Here is a 17,956-nt window from a genome sequence, read left to right as displayed (position 1 = left end):
GGGGGCGGCGCGTAAAAGTGCCAATCGCATTGTGAAAGAGCTGGTTATGGCGCGGATCGCACAGCCCGAGAGCAAGCGCGCGACCGTGGAGGCGTTGGAGAACCAGGCAGGCATCACGCTCAATCTGGACGTGGTCTATCGGAGCATGGATTACATCAATACGCCGGTGATAGACGGGATTTGCAAAACCTCTCACGCGGCGGCAGAGAAGTTGCTGGGCGGGCCAGTGACCGTGCTGTTCTACGATTGCACGACCCTGGCCTTTGACACCGAGCGCGAGGACCCGGCCGAGGATGCGGACGGGGTCGAGCAGGATCATCTTCTGGCCAAGGGCTTCAGCAAGGATGGCAAGCATCACCGCGCTCAGGTCATGCTGGCGCTGATCGTCACCTCCGATGGGCTGCCTGTGGGCTATGAACTCTTCCCGGGAAACACCTGGGAAGGTCATACGCTGGAAGCTGCGCTGAAGGCGTTGGAGGGACGCTTCGACGTGGCCAGGGTCACGTTCGTGGCCGATGCCGCCATGCTCAGCAAGGACAACCAGCAGATGTTGCAGAACAAGGGTCTGCCCTACATCCTCGGCTATCGCATGAAGTCCGCCCCGGCCGCCGTGAAGGCGAACATTTTGAGCCCGGAGGGACGCCAGCCTTGGGCTGGACACGGTTCTGAAGAGGCAACCGAGAAGGGCTGGTACAAGGTGATCGACCAGGAGGGAGCGCGGGTCATTGTGACCTGGTCACCCACCCGGGCACGCAATGATGCCCACAAGCGCGACAAGGCAATCGAAAAGCTGCACAAGAAGCTCAAGCGCTCTCGCAAACCCGGCAGCTTCAGCAGCCGGGGATATGGCCGCTTCCTGGCCTTCCCCGACAGCGGGGACGTCACGCTGGATGATGCAAAGATCAAGGCAGCGGCACAATGGGACGGGCTGCATGCCATTGTTGTTCATGGTGCGGACGAACTGGAGGCACAGGACGTCATTGCCCGCTATCACCAGTTGTGGGAGATCGAAGCCTGCTTCCGCACCAACAAGCACGATCTGAAAATCCGGCCCATCTATCACTGGTCGCCGCGTCGGGTCCGGGCCCATATCGCCATCTGCTACATGGCCTTCTGCTGCCTGCAGCACCTGCGCAAGCATCTGGACCTGCTCGGACACCCGATGAGCCCGGCTCGTATCCGCAACGAGTTGAACGCATTGCAGCTCTCGATCCTGCGCCACAAAGGCACCCCTGACCGCTACGGCATGCCAAGCCATGCCACGGTCGATGCCAGACGCATCCTCACCTGCGTCGGCCTGACCTGGAACGAAGCCCCTTTCAAGATACCCCCCGGGCGCACCCGAAAAACTGGCCAGACCAAAGCCTGAGCTCCCTCAACACTCCGAAACAATCGCTGGCGAAAAAAGTCCGTGTAGTGCCTTTTGGCAACCAAGGCATAATAATATCAATGACTTATACGAAAAAATGTCGGAAGTCAGGACTTCTGCCGCGCTCTCACCGAGCCGTTTTCTGCGCTGAAGTAATGAGGCTGATCAAAAGCAAAAATGGCAAAACAACAACCCGATTGGGCGCGAAACTGTCGCGGCGAAAATCAACGCGCGGGATTCCATTGTGCGGTCGGGAATGTTAATCTTTCTGCAAGGCAGGAAAAGGCGCAGGCATGGCAATCCTTGGACGAAAAGATATCGGTGACAGAATCGCAACGGGCGCGATCAAAATCGAGCCGTTTGACAAGACTAAAATCGAGCCCGCGAGCTACGATTGTCGAATAGGCGATGTTCTTGCCGCCGGTGCCGGTCGTCATGTCTGGGGAGAGGGCGATGAGTTCATTCTCGAAAGCAACTCTTGGGCGTCTGTATCCTCGGAAGAGTTTTTTGAACTGCCCAACAGCATTTGCGCGTCATACGGCATCCGCTCTGGTCTTGCGAGGAGGGGTGTCATCGCGTTTGGGGGTCCTCAAATCGATCCCGGCTATAAGGGAAAAATTTTTGTTTCCCTATATAATCCGACGCTGGAGCCGATTATTTTGCAATACGGCCAGGTGATCATGTCGGTCATTTTCTATGAGCTATCATCAGAGGACGAGCACGGATATACCGGGCCATATCAAGGGCAAAAGGACTTTCCGTCACAAGATGTCGAATTTATGATGAGAATGCGCAGCCGGAACCTTGCTGATGTTATTGACAACGTTGAAACGCTTGATCACTCGGTCAAAAACCTTGCCAGTAACCTGAAAATCCTGACCTCCGATGTACATGAAATTCGGCAGATTGTGAATGATGCCAAGCCTTGGCTAAAGGTCATCGGCTGGATTTTGGGTGCCGCTGGAGTTGCCGCCGTCGGGTGGATTGTTATGTCACTCCTGCAGAGTTTCTTTGGAACACCCCCCGCGCCCTAGAGTCCTGCTGTACTGCACTGTCAGCAGTGCGCATCCGGTGTGTGACAACAATACTGCCGCACAAAATCCCGATTGAGCACGAAACTGTCGCACCGGAAATCAACGCGAAAATCACATCGATTGGGCGCGAAACTGTCGCGGATTGAGCAATAATTCTGTCGCGCTACACCTGACCTCACGAATATACCCATCATGACACTATGGTGCATCTTGGCTGGCTCCGCCGCCTATGTCATTGGAACGGTGTTTTATGCACAAAAAACTATGCCCTATCGGGCATACATGGGTGAATATTGGCGGTGCGCTGATGTTTGCCGGCATATGGATAGCCCTATCCACTCAATGGTAAATCAGTAGTGGCAGGCAGTAGCCGTTTCGCAACCGGTGTGTTGGAGATTGCATTGGAACGACAGGTATGTTTTTGGCCCGATGCAGAGGTCTCCCGGACTTTATCAGATTCTTGCCTTGGGACGGAGAGCCGAACCAAGGTTACAAGGCGCCAACGTCTGCCTTGCTGGACAAGGCTCTAAATTCGCTGACTAGCAGCTTCCCTACTGTGAAACCTAGGCAAGGCGTAGAAAGCAGTATGATGTCACTTGATCTCTTTCTTGGACAGAGTATCCCGGAGCGCGTCGCCGACCAAGTTGATTGCGAGGACGCAGACTACAACCGCCAACCCCGGCCACACCATCTGTAGCGGTGTCGACCGCATGTGAATGCGTGCATCTAGGAGCATTGTACCCCATTCCGGCATAGGGGGCTGCACTCCGAAACCCAGAAAGCCCAAGGTCGAGATGCCTAAAATTGCACGGGCGAACATACCTGTCCAAACTACAATCAGTGAGGGCATCAGCGAGGGCAAATAGTGCCAGCGAGCGATATAGAGCGGCGATAGCCCTACCAGCTCTGCTTGAACCACATAGCCGCGCGTTTGAAGTGACAACCCAATACCGCGGGCGACACGGGCATAGCGCATCCAGCCAACAACGCTTAGCGCGAAGATCAGACTGGCCGTTCCGGAGCCCAGCACACCCGCGATCACTACGGCGGCGACAAGCTCTGGGAAGGCGAGCAAAGTGTCGGTAACGCGCATCATGGCCCAATCCAGCCATTTGCCACCCAAGGCAGCGACCAGGCCAATAACAGTGCCGATGAACAGGCCCAGCAAGGAAATGAGGAAGGCCAAACCCAATGACCATCGCGCCCCGAACAGAAGCCGTGAAAGGATGTCCCGCCCGAGGGCGTCAGTACCAAGCCAGTTTTCTGACGTGGGCGGGCTCAACCTTTTGGGAATGTTGATCGCAGCCGGATCATACGGGGCAAACATTGGGCCAGCGACCGCAATCACGACAAAAACCAGGGCGAGGATTATTACGCTACGCATCGTGTCCTCCGATGCGGGGGTCAAGCAGGCTATAGGCCAGATCGATCAGCAAGTTGACGACAACGAAAACCACGGCGGTGAGAAGAACAACAGCCTGAACCTTCGGGAAATCCCGAGAGAAGATTGCTTCGACCAGAAAGCTGCCGAGACCAGGGCGGCCAAAGATCACCTCGACCACCACCACGCCTTCAAGCAGAAAAGCCAGCTCCAAGCCTAGCACAGTGATCACTGGGATGGCGGCATGGGGACCGACATGATCACGTTCTATCGCGCGTTCGGATACGCCGCGCCGCCGGAACGCCGGCAAGAATGCGCTCTCACGCGCCTCAAGAATGCCCGAGCGGATGATCCGTGTCAGCGATGCGGACACGCCAAGACCCAGTGTCAAAGCTGGGAGGATCATGTGAGCTGATGTGCGCGGGCCCATTGCTGGTAGCCATCCGAGTTCCACGGAAAAAAGCAGGATCAGTAAAAGCCCGAGCCAGAAGGCGGGAATTGCGACACCCAGCGAGGCAATGCCAACGGCGAATCTGTCGATCCATCCACCTGGCTTTTTCGCAGCAATGATCGCTAGTGGTAGAGAAACGACCAAGCCGATCAGTAATCCTGCAAAGGCCAAGGGTACGGTATAACGGATAGCGGTCCACAGTTGTGGCCAGATTTCCTGCCCGGTCACAGAGGACTTGCCAAAATCGCCTACAATTAGTGGCCGCACCCATCCGACAAAGGCGCGCCAGAAGCCTTGATCCAGCCCGACCTCGGCACGAATTTGCTCTATCACATCAGGTGGGACGACTGTGGCGTAGCGTGCCAGCGCAATTGCCAAAGCGGGATCTCCTGGTGCGTGCCACAAGAGGGAGAAGGTCGCGATGGCTGCGCCGCCCAGTACCACGAAGGCTCTTAGCAGCAGGCCGAGAATTATGCGGATCATGCTGCAAGCTCCAAAGCGCCGAGGGCAATTGCCGCGTTTCTGAGCGTCAGGCCGTATTCCGTTTTGGGGGAAGCAACAAATGCACTGGCGTCGCCAAACTCCTCGATCCGTCCTTCGCGCAAGACGGCAATGTCGTTGCCATAGGCGCATGCATAGCCCAGATCGTGGGTGACGATCAGCGCCGCAAAGCCTTCCTCGACTTGCAGTTCCGCGATCAACCTCGCTGTGTGCTTCTGTGTGGTGGCATCCAACGCGGAGAGGGGTTCGTCGAACAGGATCAGCGGAGATTTGGCGATAAGTGCACGGAGGATACCTACGCGCTGCGCCTGTCCGATGGAAACCTCTGAGGGCCGCCGGTCGAGCACATCAAGGGGCAATTCCAGACCCTTGCAAAGCCGTTCTAAGCGGCTGGTATCCATCTTTGTCCTTTGCGCAATCAGGGGCTCATTGACCGATTGCATCAGCGAAAGAGCAGGATTGAACGCCGAGCGCGGCTCTTGCATGACCAGCGCGGGGCGGCCTTGTGGTACGGGCTTGTCGTCCCAAGTGATTCTGCCCTTCGCGGGCTTCAGGATACCCAAGATCGCGCCAATAAGCGTCGATTTCCCAGCCCCGCTTTCGCCGACGACAGCAAGCGTTTTGCCTGAGGCCAGTGTTAGCGAAACATCGTGAAGCGTGGTGGCTGCGCCACGGCGGATCGTTACATTTTCTACGTTTAGCACGGCAGGGACATCCAACTACGGTGTGCCACCAGAGACTTGGCGGCCCTGCTTTGCGGGCGATCCAATAAATCCTCTGTCGAGGCCGTTTCAACCAGGTGACCGGCATCCATCACCATGACCTTTGAGACGCGTTTGGCAGCCATTCCGAGGTCATGAGTGATCAGGATCATCGCGGTTTGGGTCCCTGTCAGAAATCTTGCCAACAGGTCCATCGATGCCGCTGCGACCACCGGGTCGAGGGCCGATGTTGGTTCATCCAGTACAATCAGATCCGGTTTTCCGATCAGAGCCATGGCGATGACAAATCGCTGTTGCATGCCGCGGCTCCATCCCCATGGGCGTTTGCCGGTGTCGCCATGCGCTATATTGAGAGCAGAAAAGAGACCCTTTTGGTCAGCCGAGCCCGGTCTCATCCCCAATGCACGTTCAGCCTCGCGCCAGTGAAAGGCCATGCTTCGCAATGGGTCCAAAGCTTCGTCCGGGCTTTGTGGCACCTGTGCGACGCTATACCCTTGGGCCAGCAATTCGTCGATCAATGCAAGACCCAAAGTAGACTTGCCAGATCCTGACGCACCCACGAGGCCGATACGGTCTCGAGGTTCAATGTCTAGCGATGTTGGATGTAGAATGGTTTGGCCCGAGCGTTGAACGCTCAGGCCGGAAACGGAAAGCGTCATTCTTCCCACTTGGTCTCGTGAGTCAGCCAGTAGAATTCCGTTGGGTGAACGGCAAAGCCACTCAGACCCGGGCGCGAAACGACCAGCATGCTTTTGTGAAAGACCGGGATCAGCGCAGTGTCTGCGGCAATGATCTCTTGCACTTCCCGGTAAATCTCTTCGCGCTTTTCCTGCTCAAAGTTTGCGCGCCCTGCATCCAAGAGCGCGTCCAGCTCAGGGTTCGAGTAACCCCCTGCGTTGGAACCACCATCGGTTTTAAGAAGCGTTTCGAGTACGGCGCCGGGATCACCCTGAGGGGTCATCACCCATGCTTGCAAGAACATGTCGGCCTCACCTGCGGCAATTGCATCATTGCTTGCATCATATTCGCCAACGCGGATATTTGATTTTATACCAATAGCTTGCAGGAAGGCCTGCGTGAGCTCTGCCGTAGGCGCCAGGGACGCCCGGCTGGAGTAGGTGACAATATCGATTTCCAGAGGCTCACCATCGAGCATCCAGCTGCCACCCTGTTTCACAGCACCGGCCTCGGCTAGCAGCGCCTCAGCTTGAGCCATATCGTAGACCGCCGGAATATCAGCCGCCCAGCCTTTGCCTTCGGGGAACATAGTGCCTGCTGGGACGCCAGCAACGCCAGAGAGGGCCGCATCCACAATACCCTGACGGTCAATGGCGACTGACACGGCCTTGCGCACCAACGGGTTCGACATAGGGCCGCTTTTGGCGTTCACGGTATAGAAGAAGAGGCGTGCCGTGGGACCGGACATACCGACCGAGCCTCCCTCCTGAATGCGCTCGAAATCCGTTTCCGGGTAGTTCATGACTATGTCGACCTCGCCTGCCTCAAAGGCGAGCGCCTGAGTGCCAGGGTCATCGGAGAAGACAACACTCACCTCTTTCAAAGCAGGCGTGCCCATGCGGAAGTCTTCGTCTGCTTCAACGCGGTAGAGTTGGTCCGGCACCACTTCTTTGAAGATAAAAGGGCCGGTCCCGTTGATCGGATACTCATCAGAGGCGCCGCCCAGAACTGCGATGCCGGGTTCGGACAAGGTCCATGGGAAGGCCGAGTTCGGGCTGTTGGTTTCAAATACAACAACGTTGTCGCCGTCTGCGGAAATCCCGGCGAGGTCCAAAAGGTTTGCAATCCGCTTGTTGTGTCCAGCTGCCCCTTCTTCCGAGATTGGTGTGATTGCATCAACTACGGCCTGAGCCGTTACAGCTATGCCGTCGTGGAACGTTAGATCATCGCGGAGCGTGACACGCCAAGTGGTGGGCGAGGACTGTTCAACGCTTTCTGCCAAGCGTGGGTAGAGATTCAAATCGAAATCGAGACCCATCAGAGTTTCGGTAACGCCCAGTCTGTTCGACATCCAGCCGTTATACCCTTCGCGGGGATCAGGCACTTCGGTGTCGGGGCCAAAGCCACCAGAAATGGTAAGTGTGTCCTGCTGGGCCACGGCGGGCACAACGGAACTCAAAGCCAAAGCAGAGGCAAAGGCGAGCTGTTTTGCGAATGACATCTATGAATCCTAGGGTTGCGGTTGCAGAAGTTCAGCTAGCACCAAATTGACAACGCGAGCAGCGGTGGCGCGGGCTGCAAAGGGAGTACGCGAGCAAATCTAAACTCGCAAACAAAAAATGATATTACATAACATTATTTGAGACCCTGTACTCTTAGCTCGTGCCACTTGAAGTCTAACCTGTCGTGGAAGTTCTGCTCCCAGATCGGGCCGATCTCTGGGTGCGTGGCGACCTGAGTAGTGATCCACGTGCATTTCGGGAGATCTGGCTTTTGGTTGTACCAAGCGTAGAGCATAGCAAGATAGATGTCGCCGGGGGACATACGGTCGCCCAACAGAAACATGTGACCCGATGTTTCGGTCTCGATACACTGGAACGCCGCGTGGATTCTTTCCCAGGCCGCTTTGCGGATTGAGGCTTCAATCGATGCACGGTCGCTCTCATCGGAGACTTCGCTGAAATATCGATCAGTATAACTCCGGCGCAGAATACCTTCATAAACATTTACCGACAAAAAGACTGACCACCTTAAGAACATGGGATGGTTGTCAATCCAAAGCTCGGGGCCTTGTCGGAGGGATGGTTCAACAAAGGAAAGATGTGCCAGAATAGCCGCGACCTCGGTCAAGCGGGTTCCATCTTCCAGTTCAAGGATCGGCACTTGACCCCAGGGGTTCAACCCTTCGACTTTTGCACCCAAAGGAGCATTTGGGACCGACACTATAGGTTCGTAGTCGAAATCAATCTTCGCCGCAGCAAGGGCGGCTTGTATGACGAAACCGCCGGAGCCGAGGCGATTGTGCAATCTGTATTTCATCAGCTTGAGTTTTCTCGTCGCTTGTCTGAGATGTGGAGATTATTTCGGGCCCGCCAGTTTGCTTTGTTGCACTTCGGACGACCAGGGCAATCCGCGCACGACACCAGCCGCGATGCGTCCCCATTCATCCGCCCCTTTTGCACCTTTGCCGCATCCTCCAACGGCGACCGCGATCTTGTCGTCCAGTACAGTGTCAATGATTGGGAGCCCGCTCTTTGTCGCGGTAACCGCACAGGTGTCGGTTTTCCACGTCGGACAGGTTTCCAGAACTGGGATGAGTTCTTTCAGGCGCGCTGTGAAATCGTTTCGGTTCGCAGCCAGACCTTCGCCTTTGAACCAGTTTTGCAACCCTTCTAGGGAAGCGAACTGCGGGTCTGACGTGTCACCAACCCCAATTTTCAAGTAACTTTTTCCATCAGGATAGCGAATGGGAGGGAGGATATAGGCGCCGATGCTGGTGTCGATCATCGTCGGCATATCTTGCAAGACGCGTGAAGCCTCGCCTTCGATTTGAACCAGAACAACTGTGCGCCCATAAGTCGTGAGCCCGAGGTTTACAGGGCTGAGCCCCAAAGGTGCGGTGAAGGCTCCAGCGGCGATTAGCGCTTTTTCAGAAATCACGTTGGAGCCATCCCAAAGCTCGATATCTACGCCCTTCGAGGTAGCATTTATCCTGCGCGCGGCCTGTTTTATGCAGGTTGCGCCAGCCTTTTCAGCCAGGCGTGTCTGTGCCTCAACCATGCGTCGCGGGCTGATGTATCCAGCACCATTGGTTTCGACCAAGCCGTCAGCATCATTCTGCACCGAAAGATAAGGATAGCGGGTCCGTATCTCCGCTGCGTTTAGTCTTTCCACCGACACTCCGTTCTGCTCACCGGTAGTTGCGCAAAAGGCGTTGTATTGCGAGCCCGGCACACCAAGCCCGAGATAGCCCACAGGTGAATAGAAGCTGATCCCGCTACGCGCTTCCAAATCTCTGTAGCGCTCAATCGATTTCCCGGCAGTGTTGGCCCATTCAGGCATCGGATCGACATGGCGCGTCATGCGACCTTCATCGTAGTGGCTGGCAAAGACGCCTCTGTGATCGGCACGCTTCTCTGGTTCATCAGGTCCTATACAAACGACGCCATCGATTCCTTCAGCCAAATGGCGCGCCGCCGCACCACCGATCAAGCCACGGCCTACCACAGCAATCCTGTACATCACGTTCTTTATCCCGAAGTGTTGTTCTATTTGACGTCTGGCCTGCGCCTAAAACTTTGACGACTCGCTTGAACCAATTGACCTGTAGTCTATGAGGTGTTCGGAAAACAGTGTTTTCCGTCTGAAGTGTCCCTTAAGCCAAACAGACTATACTCAGCGGCATCGGCAAAAACCAATGTCAGGGGCTGCGCTTTGGGCAGATAGCCTCCTGGCCCCATGCTCACAAAAAACATCGCTCCTCTGCTACCACCCTATCACTATGTGCACTCTAATTCGCCGCTCGGTTGTCCGTTCTCATCTGCCGTTTGGGACAATTCATCGCCGTCGGCGCAATATGAAATTACAAAGCGCTCGTGCTTGTGCACCTTGTCGCGCAAGGCGCAATGATAGCTGGCCTGGCAAGCGGCTAAACAGCAAGAGCAGCCATTCGTTGCTGTGCAGCATTTCCTGACTTCCGACCTTTTTGTTGATCTGACTGGGTTTTTGGTTTGTTTTCAGGTGTGGTTGCTCAGAGGCGCGTTGTAGTGCCCCATTATTATAAAAAGTATTGACATGGGCCTTCAGATGGCTAACCTCTTCGCCCATGTTCATCCGCACCAAACATGACGCAAAGCTCAACCGCACACGGATCCAGATCGTTGAATCCGTCCGCACCGGCTCCAAGGTACGCCAGAAGATCCTGCGCCATGTGGGTGTGGCCCATAACGACAGCGAGATTGAGGATATCAAGCGTCTGGCGGGCCGCTTGATGGAGCAATTACGCATTGATCGCTCGCCGCAAATGGAACTGTTCACGCCCACGGAATATGCCGATCTGCAGGCGCTGGTGCGCCGCGCTCCGCGGCCGGACAAGCTTGGCGTTGATCTTGCCGAGTGCCGTGAGGAGGCGCGGGTCTCTCTGGGTCTGCGGGATGTCATGGGGACGATGTATGACCAACTGGGTTGGGGGGCCCTTCTGGGGGCGGCGCGTAAAAGTGCCAATCGCATTGTGAAAGAGCTGGTTATGGCGCGGATCGCACAGCCCGAGAGCAAGCGCGCGACCGTGGAGGCGTTGGAGAACCAGGCAGGCATCACGCTCAATCTGGACGTGGTCTATCGGAGCATGGATTACATCAATACGCCGGTGATAGACGGGATTTGCAAAACCTCTCACGCGGCGGCAGAGAAGTTGCTGGGCGGGCCAGTGACCGTGCTGTTCTACGATTGCACGACCCTGGCCTTTGACACCGAGCGCGAGGACCCGGCCGAGGATGCGGACGGGGTCGAGCAGGATCATCTTCTGGCCAAGGGCTTCAGCAAGGATGGCAAGCATCACCGCGCTCAGGTCATGCTGGCGCTGATCGTCACCTCCGATGGGCTGCCTGTGGGCTATGAACTCTTCCCGGGAAACACCTGGGAAGGTCATACGCTGGAAGCTGCGCTGAAGGCGTTGGAGGGACGCTTCGACGTGGCCAGGGTCACGTTCGTGGCCGATGCCGCCATGCTCAGCAAGGACAACCAGCAGATGTTGCAGAACAAGGGTCTGCCCTACATCCTCGGCTATCGCATGAAGTCCGCCCCGGCCGCCGTGAAGGCGAACATTTTGAGCCCGGAGGGACGCCAGCCTTGGGCTGGACACGGTTCTGAAGAGGCAACCGAGAAGGGCTGGTACAAGGTGATCGACCAGGAGGGAGCGCGGGTCATTGTGACCTGGTCACCCACCCGGGCACGCAATGATGCCCACAAGCGCGACAAGGCAATCGAAAAGCTGCACAAGAAGCTCAAGCGCTCTCGCAAACCCGGCAGCTTCAGCAGCCGGGGATATGGCCGCTTCCTGGCCTTCCCCGACAGCGGGGACGTCACGCTGGATGATGCAAAGATCAAGGCAGCGGCACAATGGGACGGGCTGCATGCCATTGTTGTTCATGGTGCGGACGAACTGGAGGCACAGGACGTCATTGCCCGCTATCACCAGTTGTGGGAGATCGAAGCCTGCTTCCGCACCAACAAGCACGATCTGAAAATCCGGCCCATCTATCACTGGTCGCCGCGTCGGGTCCGGGCCCATATCGCCATCTGCTACATGGCCTTCTGCTGCCTGCAGCACCTGCGCAAGCATCTGGACCTGCTCGGACACCCGATGAGCCCGGCTCGTATCCGCAACGAGTTGAACGCATTGCAGCTCTCGATCCTGCGCCACAAAGGCACCCCTGACCGCTACGGCATGCCAAGCCATGCCACGGTCGATGCCAGACGCATCCTCACCTGCGTCGGCCTGACCTGGAACGAAGCCCCTTTCAAGATACCCCCCGGGCGCACCCGAAAAACTGGCCAGACCAAAGCCTGAGCTCCCTCAACACTCCGAAACAATCGCTGGCGAAAAAAGTCCGTGTAGTGCCTTTTGGCAACCAAGGCATAATAATATCAATGACTTATACGAAAAAATGTCGGAAGTCAGGATGAGCGCAAATCGCAGCCATACCCGGTGCTCGGGCCTTGGCGCGCGCGTCTGGATGAAACGCTTGAGGAGAACGAGGCGCTTCCGAAGAAACACCGCAAGCGGATGACCAAAATCTGGAAGGAACTCTCCGATGATGGTTTTGGCGGCGGGTATGACAGTGTTCGACGCTACACAAAGAATTGGCGCATTGCGCACGGCCGACAACAGGCGCAGGCGTTCATCCCGCTGATCTTTGATCCTGGGGAGGCGTACCAGTTCGACTGGAGTGTGGAGACGGTTTTGATGGACGGTGCACTCACGACCGTGAAGGTTGCCCATTTCAAACTTTGCCATAGCCGCATGCCATTCTCCATTGCCTATCCGCGCGAGACGCAGGAGATGGTCTTTGATGCCCACGACGAGGCCTTCAAATTCTTTGGTGGAGGCTGCATCAACGGGATCTACGATAACATGACGACCGCCGTCGATGCGATCCTGTCGGCAAGGAAAGAAAGTTCAACAAGGCATTCTCCCGGATGTGTTCTCATCATCTGGTGAACCCGATCGCCTGTACGCGCGCGGCCGGTTGGGAGAAGGGTCAGGTTGAGAATCTGGTCAAGGAGAGCCGCGCCTATAGTTTTACACCGCGTCTGGAGGTGGCCGACTTCGATGAATTGAATGCCCGGCTGCAAAAAGACGCGATCAAACGCGCAAAAGAACTGCGGCATCCGGAAAACCTGGAGGTGACGGTCTGGGAGGAGTTCCAGCAGGAAAAGCCGCTGCTGACGCATCTGCAGAAGCCCTTCGTCGGGTTCCGTGAAAAGACGGTCGCCGTGAGCCGAACCTGCCTGATCAACTTCGAAAGAAACAAATACAGCGTTGAGGCAAGAGCTGTTGGACGTCAGGTCCAGTTGCAGGTCTACGCCACGCGGATTGTCCTGCGCCAAGACGGTGAGATTGTCGGAGAGCACGAACGGTGCTTCGGCCGAGGAAAAACGATCTTCAACCCTTGGCACTATGTGCCCGTCCTCAAGCGCAAGCCTGGCGCTCTGCGCAATGGAGCACCGTTCCGTGACTGGGACCTACCACCGGCAATGACGCAGATCTGGACCCATCTGCGGGGCACATCCGACGGAGACCGGCAACTTGCCGATATTCTTTTCGCTGCTTACCAGCACGACATTGATGTGGTCGAGGCTGCCTGCGAAGAAGCTCTAAAATCTGGCCTGCGCAAGGCCGATGCGATCCTGAACATTGTCTCTCGGCGCACCAATCCCCCGCCGCCAAAGGCGATTGAGCCGCCTGCCCACCTGCAGCTGAAAATGGCACCGATCGCGGATTGCGCTCGCTATGACAGGCTTGGAGGCTCCCATGCAACTGCGTAAGGAAATTCTCGAACTTGCCCGTCAACTGAAGTTGCCAGGCATCGTCAACTGCTTTGACGAAGTGATGCAGGCCGCAGCCAAAAACAACTGGCGGCCCCAACAGGTCGTGGCCGAACTCCTCACGGCCGAACTGGCCGAAAAGACTGCGCGCTCGATCCGGTATCAGATGGGTGCCGCAAAGTTCCCGGTCTGCAAGTCCTTACCTGAGTTCGACTTCACGGTCAGCCCCGTCAACGAGGAAGTCGTGCGCAATCTTCATGACGGCGATTTTATGGACCAGGCCAGGAATGGCGTGCTGGTCGGTGGAACCGGATCGGGCAAAACGCATCTCGCAACAGCGATCGGGGGCCACGCGGTCAATAACCGCCGGCGGGTCAGGTTCTTCAGCGCTGTGGATCTCGCGAACAAGCTGGAGGCTGAACATCGCGAAGGCAACGCCGGGCGGCTCAGCGAGCAGCTGATCCGCGTCGACCTCGTGATTATAGACGAACTCGGTTATCTGCCGTTCGCAGAGTCTGGTGGACGATTACTCTTCCATCTCATCAGCAAACTGTACGAGCGAACGTCTATTCTGCTAACAACCAACCTCGCATTTGCTGAATGGCCGAGTGTGTTCACAGATGCCAAAATGACCACTGCTCTCCTGGATCGACTGACACACCATTGCGATATCATCGAAACCGGGAACGAAAGCTGGCGAATTAACCACCGCGACTAACCTCGAAATCGGGGAATAAATTCAAAACAGACAGCAGGTCAAACCTTCAGTCGAGCTACGCTCTCTTTTCGGTTTGACCTGCTGTCCACCCCCTCCTGAATCAACCTAAACACGACCCCCTCAACGCCCCTCTTAGCTCCAAGGGGGGTCAAATTTGGACGCCGATGGGGGGTCATTATTCAATGCCGATTGACAGGCATAGGCCACGATGGTCCCCAGTGCTGCCGTCGCAGCCGCTGCCGCCGCAACATCGCCGTTGGCCAGCCCAACCAGCGCATCCAGTTCGGCCACCGTGTCCGCACCCTCGCGCTCTGCACCTGCAACCCGCGCATTCACCGCCGCGAGATTGGCATCCGTCACGCCCGTCACGCCCGCCGTGGTGTAGGTCGCCGCATCCGGCGCAGGATTGTTCGCGTCATCATCAGCGTAATCCGCGATGGTCCCCAGTGCTGTCGCCGCAGCCACTGCTGCATCAGCGTTCCCGCCCACATCACCGTCGCCGGTTCCATCGGGGGTCTCTGTAGATGTTGTATCTGTTGGTGAGGTCTGGTTTTCACCATCACCGGTTTCCGACGAGGATATCACTCGGTTCACGACGCCCTGAACAAAGACCGTCGGTTCCACAAGAGTATCGGGCACAAAGGCACTGCTGCCCCCTGTTGCAATCGCCGCATTCACTGCCGCAAGATTGTCAGCCGTCACGCCCGTCACGCCCGCCGTGGCGTAGGTATCAACCGTCGGCGCAGTATTGCCCTGATCCTCGGCATAGGCCGCGATGTCGCCCAAGGCATTCTCGCGGTCAATCGCCGTCACAGTCGCAGCGTCGCTATCCGCATCACCACCGCCGGGTCCCTGGGCAGGCGTCGTGCCTGGGTCGGTGGTCTCTGTCGATGTTGTGTCCGGTGTTGGGGTCGGGTTGTTGCCATCGCTCTTCGAACTCGATCCACCGCTACTGGTTGCAATGGCGGCGATTGCACCTGCGCCGAGAATTCCCGCAGCGACCAGGCCCGGATTGATTGCGGCCAGTTCGACACCGGATTGTGTTGAAAGCGTCACGTGATCGCTGTCGGCAAACCCGGCATCCGCATCCGCCCCATGGGCTGCAGACAGCGCCTCAACCTCCTCCTGCGTCGCGCCAAGTAGCTCCGCAATATCCGCAACGGACCTCGGCTCAACCCCGATCAGGGAACCGTCCGGCGCGAGGCTGACCTCGAACAGATCCCCGCTCTCCGGGTCCTGCGCGACCAAAACACGATCACCCGTGTCAAAAAAACCGGCAATTTGAACCTGGCGACCATCCTGGTAAACAATCACAAGGTCATCACCTTGCCGGAAGGTGCGTGCGATCACGTTCGGACCAAGCGGAACCAGTAAACCCTGAACCCCTTCAGGGAATACAATCACGGATTGAGACGCAGACGCGCCAGTCGATACAGTCGAAAGTTGTGCTTGGGTCATGGTGAGGGGGTCTCCATAAGAAAGGGTTGATTACAGCATGTGTCTTGCCCGCCAGAGCGGGGATGAAGGGCAGTCGGAAGCCTGATGACAGTGGGATTGGCAGAGGGATTGGCAGAGGGCGCGCCTGAAGCAGCGACGAAAGACAGCGAAGGCTGCCTCAATCGGGCCAGCAAACGCTTTGTTTTCTGTCTTGTCCAACAAAGACGGAAGCAGCAGGACAGCCAGAGAGCCAAAGGGGGTGGCAAAGCGTGCCTCCGAAGCCGCGACGACTGACACGCAATGAAACCTCAACCATTCCGCACAGGCGCGATGTATCGAGGTCGTGCAGGTTTCCCTGCGCTGGAGCGCCAACGCGCCTGCAGCCGCATGCCGGCTCAAGGTCTGCCGGACACATGCAGCACAACACAAACGAAGGCTTGCGCGAGGCACAAAATCGCCAGCGCAACGACAGGGATCACAATATCGGAAAAGCCCGAACCGGGCGCGCTCTACCCGCCGTGAGACCGCGCCCCAATCTGACAGGCCCTCAACAGACATGAAGCGACGAGCGACGAGCGACGAGCGACGAGCGACGAGCGACGAGCGACGAGCGACGAGCGACGAGCGACGAGCGACGAGCGACGAGCGACGAGCGACGAGCGACGAGCGACGAGCGACGAGCGACGAGCGACGAGCGACGAGCGACGAGCGACGAGCGACGAGCGACGAGCGACGAGCGACGAGCGACGAGCGACGAGCGACGAGCGACGAGCGACGAGCGACGAGCGACGAGCGACGAGCGACGAGCGACGAGCGACGAGCGACGAGCGACGAGCGACGAGCGACGAGCGACGAGCGACGAGCGACGAGCGACGAGCGACGAGCGACGATATCGCCCAACTGCGCATTGTCAAGCGCTGATTGTCGCTAATGTCGCTAACACGCGATATGTCCGGTGTATGTAACATGCGATCTGTCCGGTTCTATTCTGTCTCTGAGAGGAGGCGTTATGAACCGAGCAGAAGTGTTACAGGAAGTTCGACTGATGAAGTTTGAAGATGTGTATTCGCGGCGAAGCGCGAACAAGCTGACGCAAGAACAGGCGGCTGAGATACTGGGTGTATCCGTGCGCACCGTCAGGCGTTGGGAGGATCGATTTGAGGCGGATGGTGCAGAAGGTCTGTACGACCGTCGGCTTGGCAAACTGGCCAACAATCGTGTTGCCACGGATAAGGTCATGGAGATGCTTGAACTGTTTGATACCAAGTACTGGGATTACACGCCGAAGCATTTCCACGAGAAGCTGGTGGCCCACCATGGTTTCACACAGAGCTACAACTGGGTGCGGCTTACACTGCAGCGCCACGGCCGGGTTCAGGCAGCACCCCGACGAGGTGCCCATCGGCGCAAGCGGCCCCGCCGTCCGATGGTTGGCATGATGTTGCATCAGGACGGCTCCAGCCATGAATGGGTTCCGGGTCAGTGGTGGGATCTGATCGTCACCATGGACGATGCCACCAACCGGGTTTATTCGGCATTCTTTGTCGAGGAAGAAGGGACGATGAGCAGTTTTCAGGGGCTGACAGAGGTGATCGAGGCGCAAGGTCTGTTTTGCTCGCTCTATGCCGATCGGGGCTCTCATTACTGGCATACGCCCGAAGCGGGCGGCAAAGTGGACAAGGACAATCTGACCCAGGTCGGGCGCGCCTTGCAGCAACTCGGCATTGAGCTGATCCCGGCCTATTCACCGCAGGCCCGTGGACGGTCTGAACGCATGTTTGGCACGTTCCAGAACCGATTGCCGCAGGAACTGCGGTCCCATGGGATCACAACCATTGAAGAGGCCAATCAGTTCCTGAAAGAGGTCTATCTTCCCGAACACAATGCCCTGTTTGCAAGGGAGCCGGAGGATACGACCTCGGCCTTCGTGCCGTTTACAGGCAATGTGCGCGACACCCTGTGTGTGCAGGAAGACCGCGTCGTCGGCAACGACAATACGGTGCGCTACAAGGGCCTGGTCATGCAGATCGCGGCAGACAGGCACCGTCATCATTTCGTCAAGGCGAAGGTCAGGGTCCACGAATACCCCGATGGTCAACTGGTCATCTTCCACGGCCCGAGATGCATTGGCCGCTACCAGCCTGACGGATCACCCATCACACAGGAGGATAGCAAACACAAAGTCGCGTGACCCGCTTCGACGTGGCGCGAACGCGGTGGCCCAAATCTACGGTCGCCTACGGCTCCCTCCGAATTGGGCCACCGCGCAATCAACTGAAGCGGACAATTGGCATGTTACCTACACCGGACAATTCAGAATGTTCTCGACAGCGCTGATT

17 protein-coding genes are annotated in these 17,956 nt (G+C 57.3%); 8 read left to right on the top strand and 9 right to left on the bottom strand.

All coding sequences use genetic code 11. The features are described from left to right. Together ACOERD_RS19715 and ACOERD_RS19710 are read left to right on the top strand one after the other, a co-directional pair. A partial coding sequence (locus ACOERD_RS19715; protein WP_419740145.1) for an IS1634 family transposase occupies positions 1-1,369 on the top strand: 1,369 nt, incomplete at its 5' end. Between the two features lie 293 nt (positions 1,370-1,662). Then, positions 1,663-2,403, top strand: a complete 741-nt coding sequence (locus ACOERD_RS19710; RefSeq protein ID WP_419737952.1) for a dCTP deaminase — start codon at positions 1,663-1,665, stop codon at positions 2,401-2,403. Positions 2,404-2,995: 592 nt separating this feature from the next. On the opposite strand, the gene ACOERD_RS19705 is transcribed toward ACOERD_RS19710, so the two are convergent. The 8 genes from ACOERD_RS19705 to ACOERD_RS19670 all read right to left on the bottom strand — a co-directional run bounded on the left by ACOERD_RS19705 (position 2,996) and on the right by ACOERD_RS19670 (position 10,249). Further along, the gene (locus ACOERD_RS19705) at positions 2,996-3,787 is read right to left on the bottom strand and encodes an ABC transporter permease (RefSeq protein ID WP_419740144.1); all 792 of its coding nucleotides are present in this window, start codon (positions 3,785-3,787) and stop codon (positions 2,996-2,998) included. Further along, the gene (locus ACOERD_RS19700; RefSeq protein ID WP_419740143.1) at positions 3,780-4,718 is read right to left on the bottom strand and encodes an ABC transporter permease; all 939 of its coding nucleotides are present in this window, start codon (positions 4,716-4,718) and stop codon (positions 3,780-3,782) included. Before ACOERD_RS19700 ends, ACOERD_RS19705 begins: the two co-directional genes overlap by 8 nt. Further along, positions 4,715-5,455, bottom strand: coding sequence for an ABC transporter ATP-binding protein (locus ACOERD_RS19695; protein ID WP_419740142.1), 741 nt, complete (start codon positions 5,453-5,455; stop codon positions 4,715-4,717). The genes ACOERD_RS19700 and ACOERD_RS19695 overlap by 4 nt, the downstream gene beginning before the upstream one ends. Continuing rightward, a complete protein-coding gene (locus ACOERD_RS19690; protein ID WP_419740141.1) occupies positions 5,434-6,117 on the bottom strand; it encodes an ATP-binding cassette domain-containing protein in 684 nt (227 codons plus the stop codon). The genes ACOERD_RS19695 and ACOERD_RS19690 overlap by 22 nt, the downstream gene beginning before the upstream one ends. Beyond that, positions 6,114-7,637 (bottom strand): ABC transporter substrate-binding protein, encoded by a 1,524-nt coding sequence (locus ACOERD_RS19685; RefSeq protein WP_419740140.1) that lies wholly within the window; start codon positions 7,635-7,637, stop codon positions 6,114-6,116. Before ACOERD_RS19685 ends, ACOERD_RS19690 begins: the two co-directional genes overlap by 4 nt. Positions 7,638-7,771: 134 nt before the next feature. Beyond that, a complete protein-coding gene (locus ACOERD_RS19680) occupies positions 7,772-8,455 on the bottom strand; it encodes a glutathione S-transferase family protein (protein ID WP_419740139.1) in 684 nt (227 codons plus the stop codon). 39 nt (positions 8,456-8,494) lie between these two features. Beyond that, on the bottom strand, positions 8,495-9,658 hold the full coding sequence (locus ACOERD_RS19675; RefSeq protein WP_419740174.1) for an NAD(P)/FAD-dependent oxidoreductase: 1,164 nt from the start codon (positions 9,656-9,658) through the stop codon (positions 8,495-8,497). A gap of 315 nt (positions 9,659-9,973) precedes the next feature. Then, positions 9,974-10,249, bottom strand: coding sequence for a hypothetical protein (locus ACOERD_RS19670; RefSeq protein ID WP_419740138.1), 276 nt, complete (start codon positions 10,247-10,249; stop codon positions 9,974-9,976). On the opposite strand from ACOERD_RS19670, the gene ACOERD_RS19665 reads away from it, so the two are divergent. The 4 genes from ACOERD_RS19665 to istB all read left to right on the top strand — a co-directional run bounded on the left by ACOERD_RS19665 (position 10,242) and on the right by istB (position 14,180). Continuing rightward, positions 10,242-11,984 carry an IS1634 family transposase gene (locus ACOERD_RS19665; RefSeq protein WP_419737624.1) on the top strand — a complete coding sequence of 581 codons (1,743 nt, stop codon included), beginning with the start codon at positions 10,242-10,244 and terminating at the stop codon, positions 11,982-11,984. The genes ACOERD_RS19670 and ACOERD_RS19665 overlap by 8 nt on opposite strands. Before the next feature lie 138 nt (positions 11,985-12,122). After that, positions 12,123-12,635, top strand: a complete 513-nt coding sequence (locus ACOERD_RS19660) for a hypothetical protein (RefSeq protein ID WP_419740137.1) — start codon at positions 12,123-12,125, stop codon at positions 12,633-12,635. Continuing rightward, positions 12,614-13,462 carry a Mu transposase domain-containing protein gene (locus tag ACOERD_RS19655; RefSeq protein WP_419740136.1) on the top strand — a complete coding sequence of 283 codons (849 nt, stop codon included), beginning with the start codon at positions 12,614-12,616 and terminating at the stop codon, positions 13,460-13,462. Before ACOERD_RS19660 ends, ACOERD_RS19655 begins: the two co-directional genes overlap by 22 nt. After that, entirely contained in the window at positions 13,449-14,180 is a 732-nt protein-coding gene (istB, locus tag ACOERD_RS19650) for an IS21-like element helper ATPase IstB (protein ID WP_419737606.1), read from the top strand. Before ACOERD_RS19655 ends, istB begins: the two co-directional genes overlap by 14 nt. Before the next feature lie 132 nt (positions 14,181-14,312). Here istB and ACOERD_RS19645 read toward each other — a convergent pair whose 3' ends face one another. Then, on the bottom strand, positions 14,313-15,638 hold the full coding sequence (locus ACOERD_RS19645; protein ID WP_419740135.1) for a hypothetical protein: 1,326 nt from the start codon (positions 15,636-15,638) through the stop codon (positions 14,313-14,315). 535 nt (positions 15,639-16,173) lie between these two features. On the opposite strand from ACOERD_RS19645, the gene ACOERD_RS19640 reads away from it, so the two are divergent. Both ACOERD_RS19640 and ACOERD_RS19635 read left to right on the top strand, forming a co-directional pair. Then, a complete protein-coding gene (locus ACOERD_RS19640) occupies positions 16,174-16,548 on the top strand; it encodes a hypothetical protein (RefSeq protein WP_419740134.1) in 375 nt (124 codons plus the stop codon). Positions 16,549-16,626: 78 nt separating this feature from the next. Beyond that, the gene (locus ACOERD_RS19635; RefSeq protein ID WP_419737600.1) at positions 16,627-17,808 is read left to right on the top strand and encodes an ISNCY family transposase; all 1,182 of its coding nucleotides are present in this window, start codon (positions 16,627-16,629) and stop codon (positions 17,806-17,808) included. Positions 17,809-17,956: the final 148 nt, after the last annotated feature.

This window comes from Ruegeria sp. (assembly GCF_965199275.1).
GTDB lineage: Bacteria > Pseudomonadota > Alphaproteobacteria > Rhodobacterales > Rhodobacteraceae > Ruegeria.
This window is presented reverse-complemented; position numbering and strand designations above follow the sequence as displayed.

Coding starts and splice junctions, on each gene's coding strand:
- ACOERD_RS19710 (WP_419737952.1), top strand. CDS start 1,663: ATGGCAATCCTTGGACGAAAAGATATCGGTGACAGAATCGCAACGGGC.
- ACOERD_RS19705 (WP_419740144.1), bottom strand. CDS start 3,787: ATGCGTAGCGTAATAATCCTCGCCCTGGTTTTTGTCGTGATTGCGGTC.
- ACOERD_RS19700 (WP_419740143.1), bottom strand. CDS start 4,718: ATGATCCGCATAATTCTCGGCCTGCTGCTAAGAGCCTTCGTGGTACTG.
- ACOERD_RS19690 (WP_419740141.1), bottom strand. CDS start 6,117: ATGACGCTTTCCGTTTCCGGCCTGAGCGTTCAACGCTCGGGCCAAACC.
- ACOERD_RS19685 (WP_419740140.1), bottom strand. CDS start 7,637: ATGTCATTCGCAAAACAGCTCGCCTTTGCCTCTGCTTTGGCTTTGAGT.
- ACOERD_RS19680 (WP_419740139.1), bottom strand. CDS start 8,455: ATGAAATACAGATTGCACAATCGCCTCGGCTCCGGCGGTTTCGTCATA.
- ACOERD_RS19675 (WP_419740174.1), bottom strand. CDS start 9,658: ATGTACAGGATTGCTGTGGTAGGCCGTGGCTTGATCGGTGGTGCGGCG.
- ACOERD_RS19665 (WP_419737624.1), top strand. CDS start 10,242: ATGTTCATCCGCACCAAACATGACGCAAAGCTCAACCGCACACGGATC.
- ACOERD_RS19670 (WP_419740138.1), bottom strand. CDS start 10,249: ATGAACATGGGCGAAGAGGTTAGCCATCTGAAGGCCCATGTCAATACT.
- ACOERD_RS19655 (WP_419740136.1), top strand. CDS start 12,614: ATGTGTTCTCATCATCTGGTGAACCCGATCGCCTGTACGCGCGCGGCC.
- istB (WP_419737606.1), top strand. CDS start 13,449: ATGCAACTGCGTAAGGAAATTCTCGAACTTGCCCGTCAACTGAAGTTG.
- ACOERD_RS19645 (WP_419740135.1), bottom strand. CDS start 15,638: ATGACCCAAGCACAACTTTCGACTGTATCGACTGGCGCGTCTGCGTCT.
- ACOERD_RS19640 (WP_419740134.1), top strand. CDS start 16,174: ATGAAGCGACGAGCGACGAGCGACGAGCGACGAGCGACGAGCGACGAG.
- ACOERD_RS19635 (WP_419737600.1), top strand. CDS start 16,627: ATGAACCGAGCAGAAGTGTTACAGGAAGTTCGACTGATGAAGTTTGAA.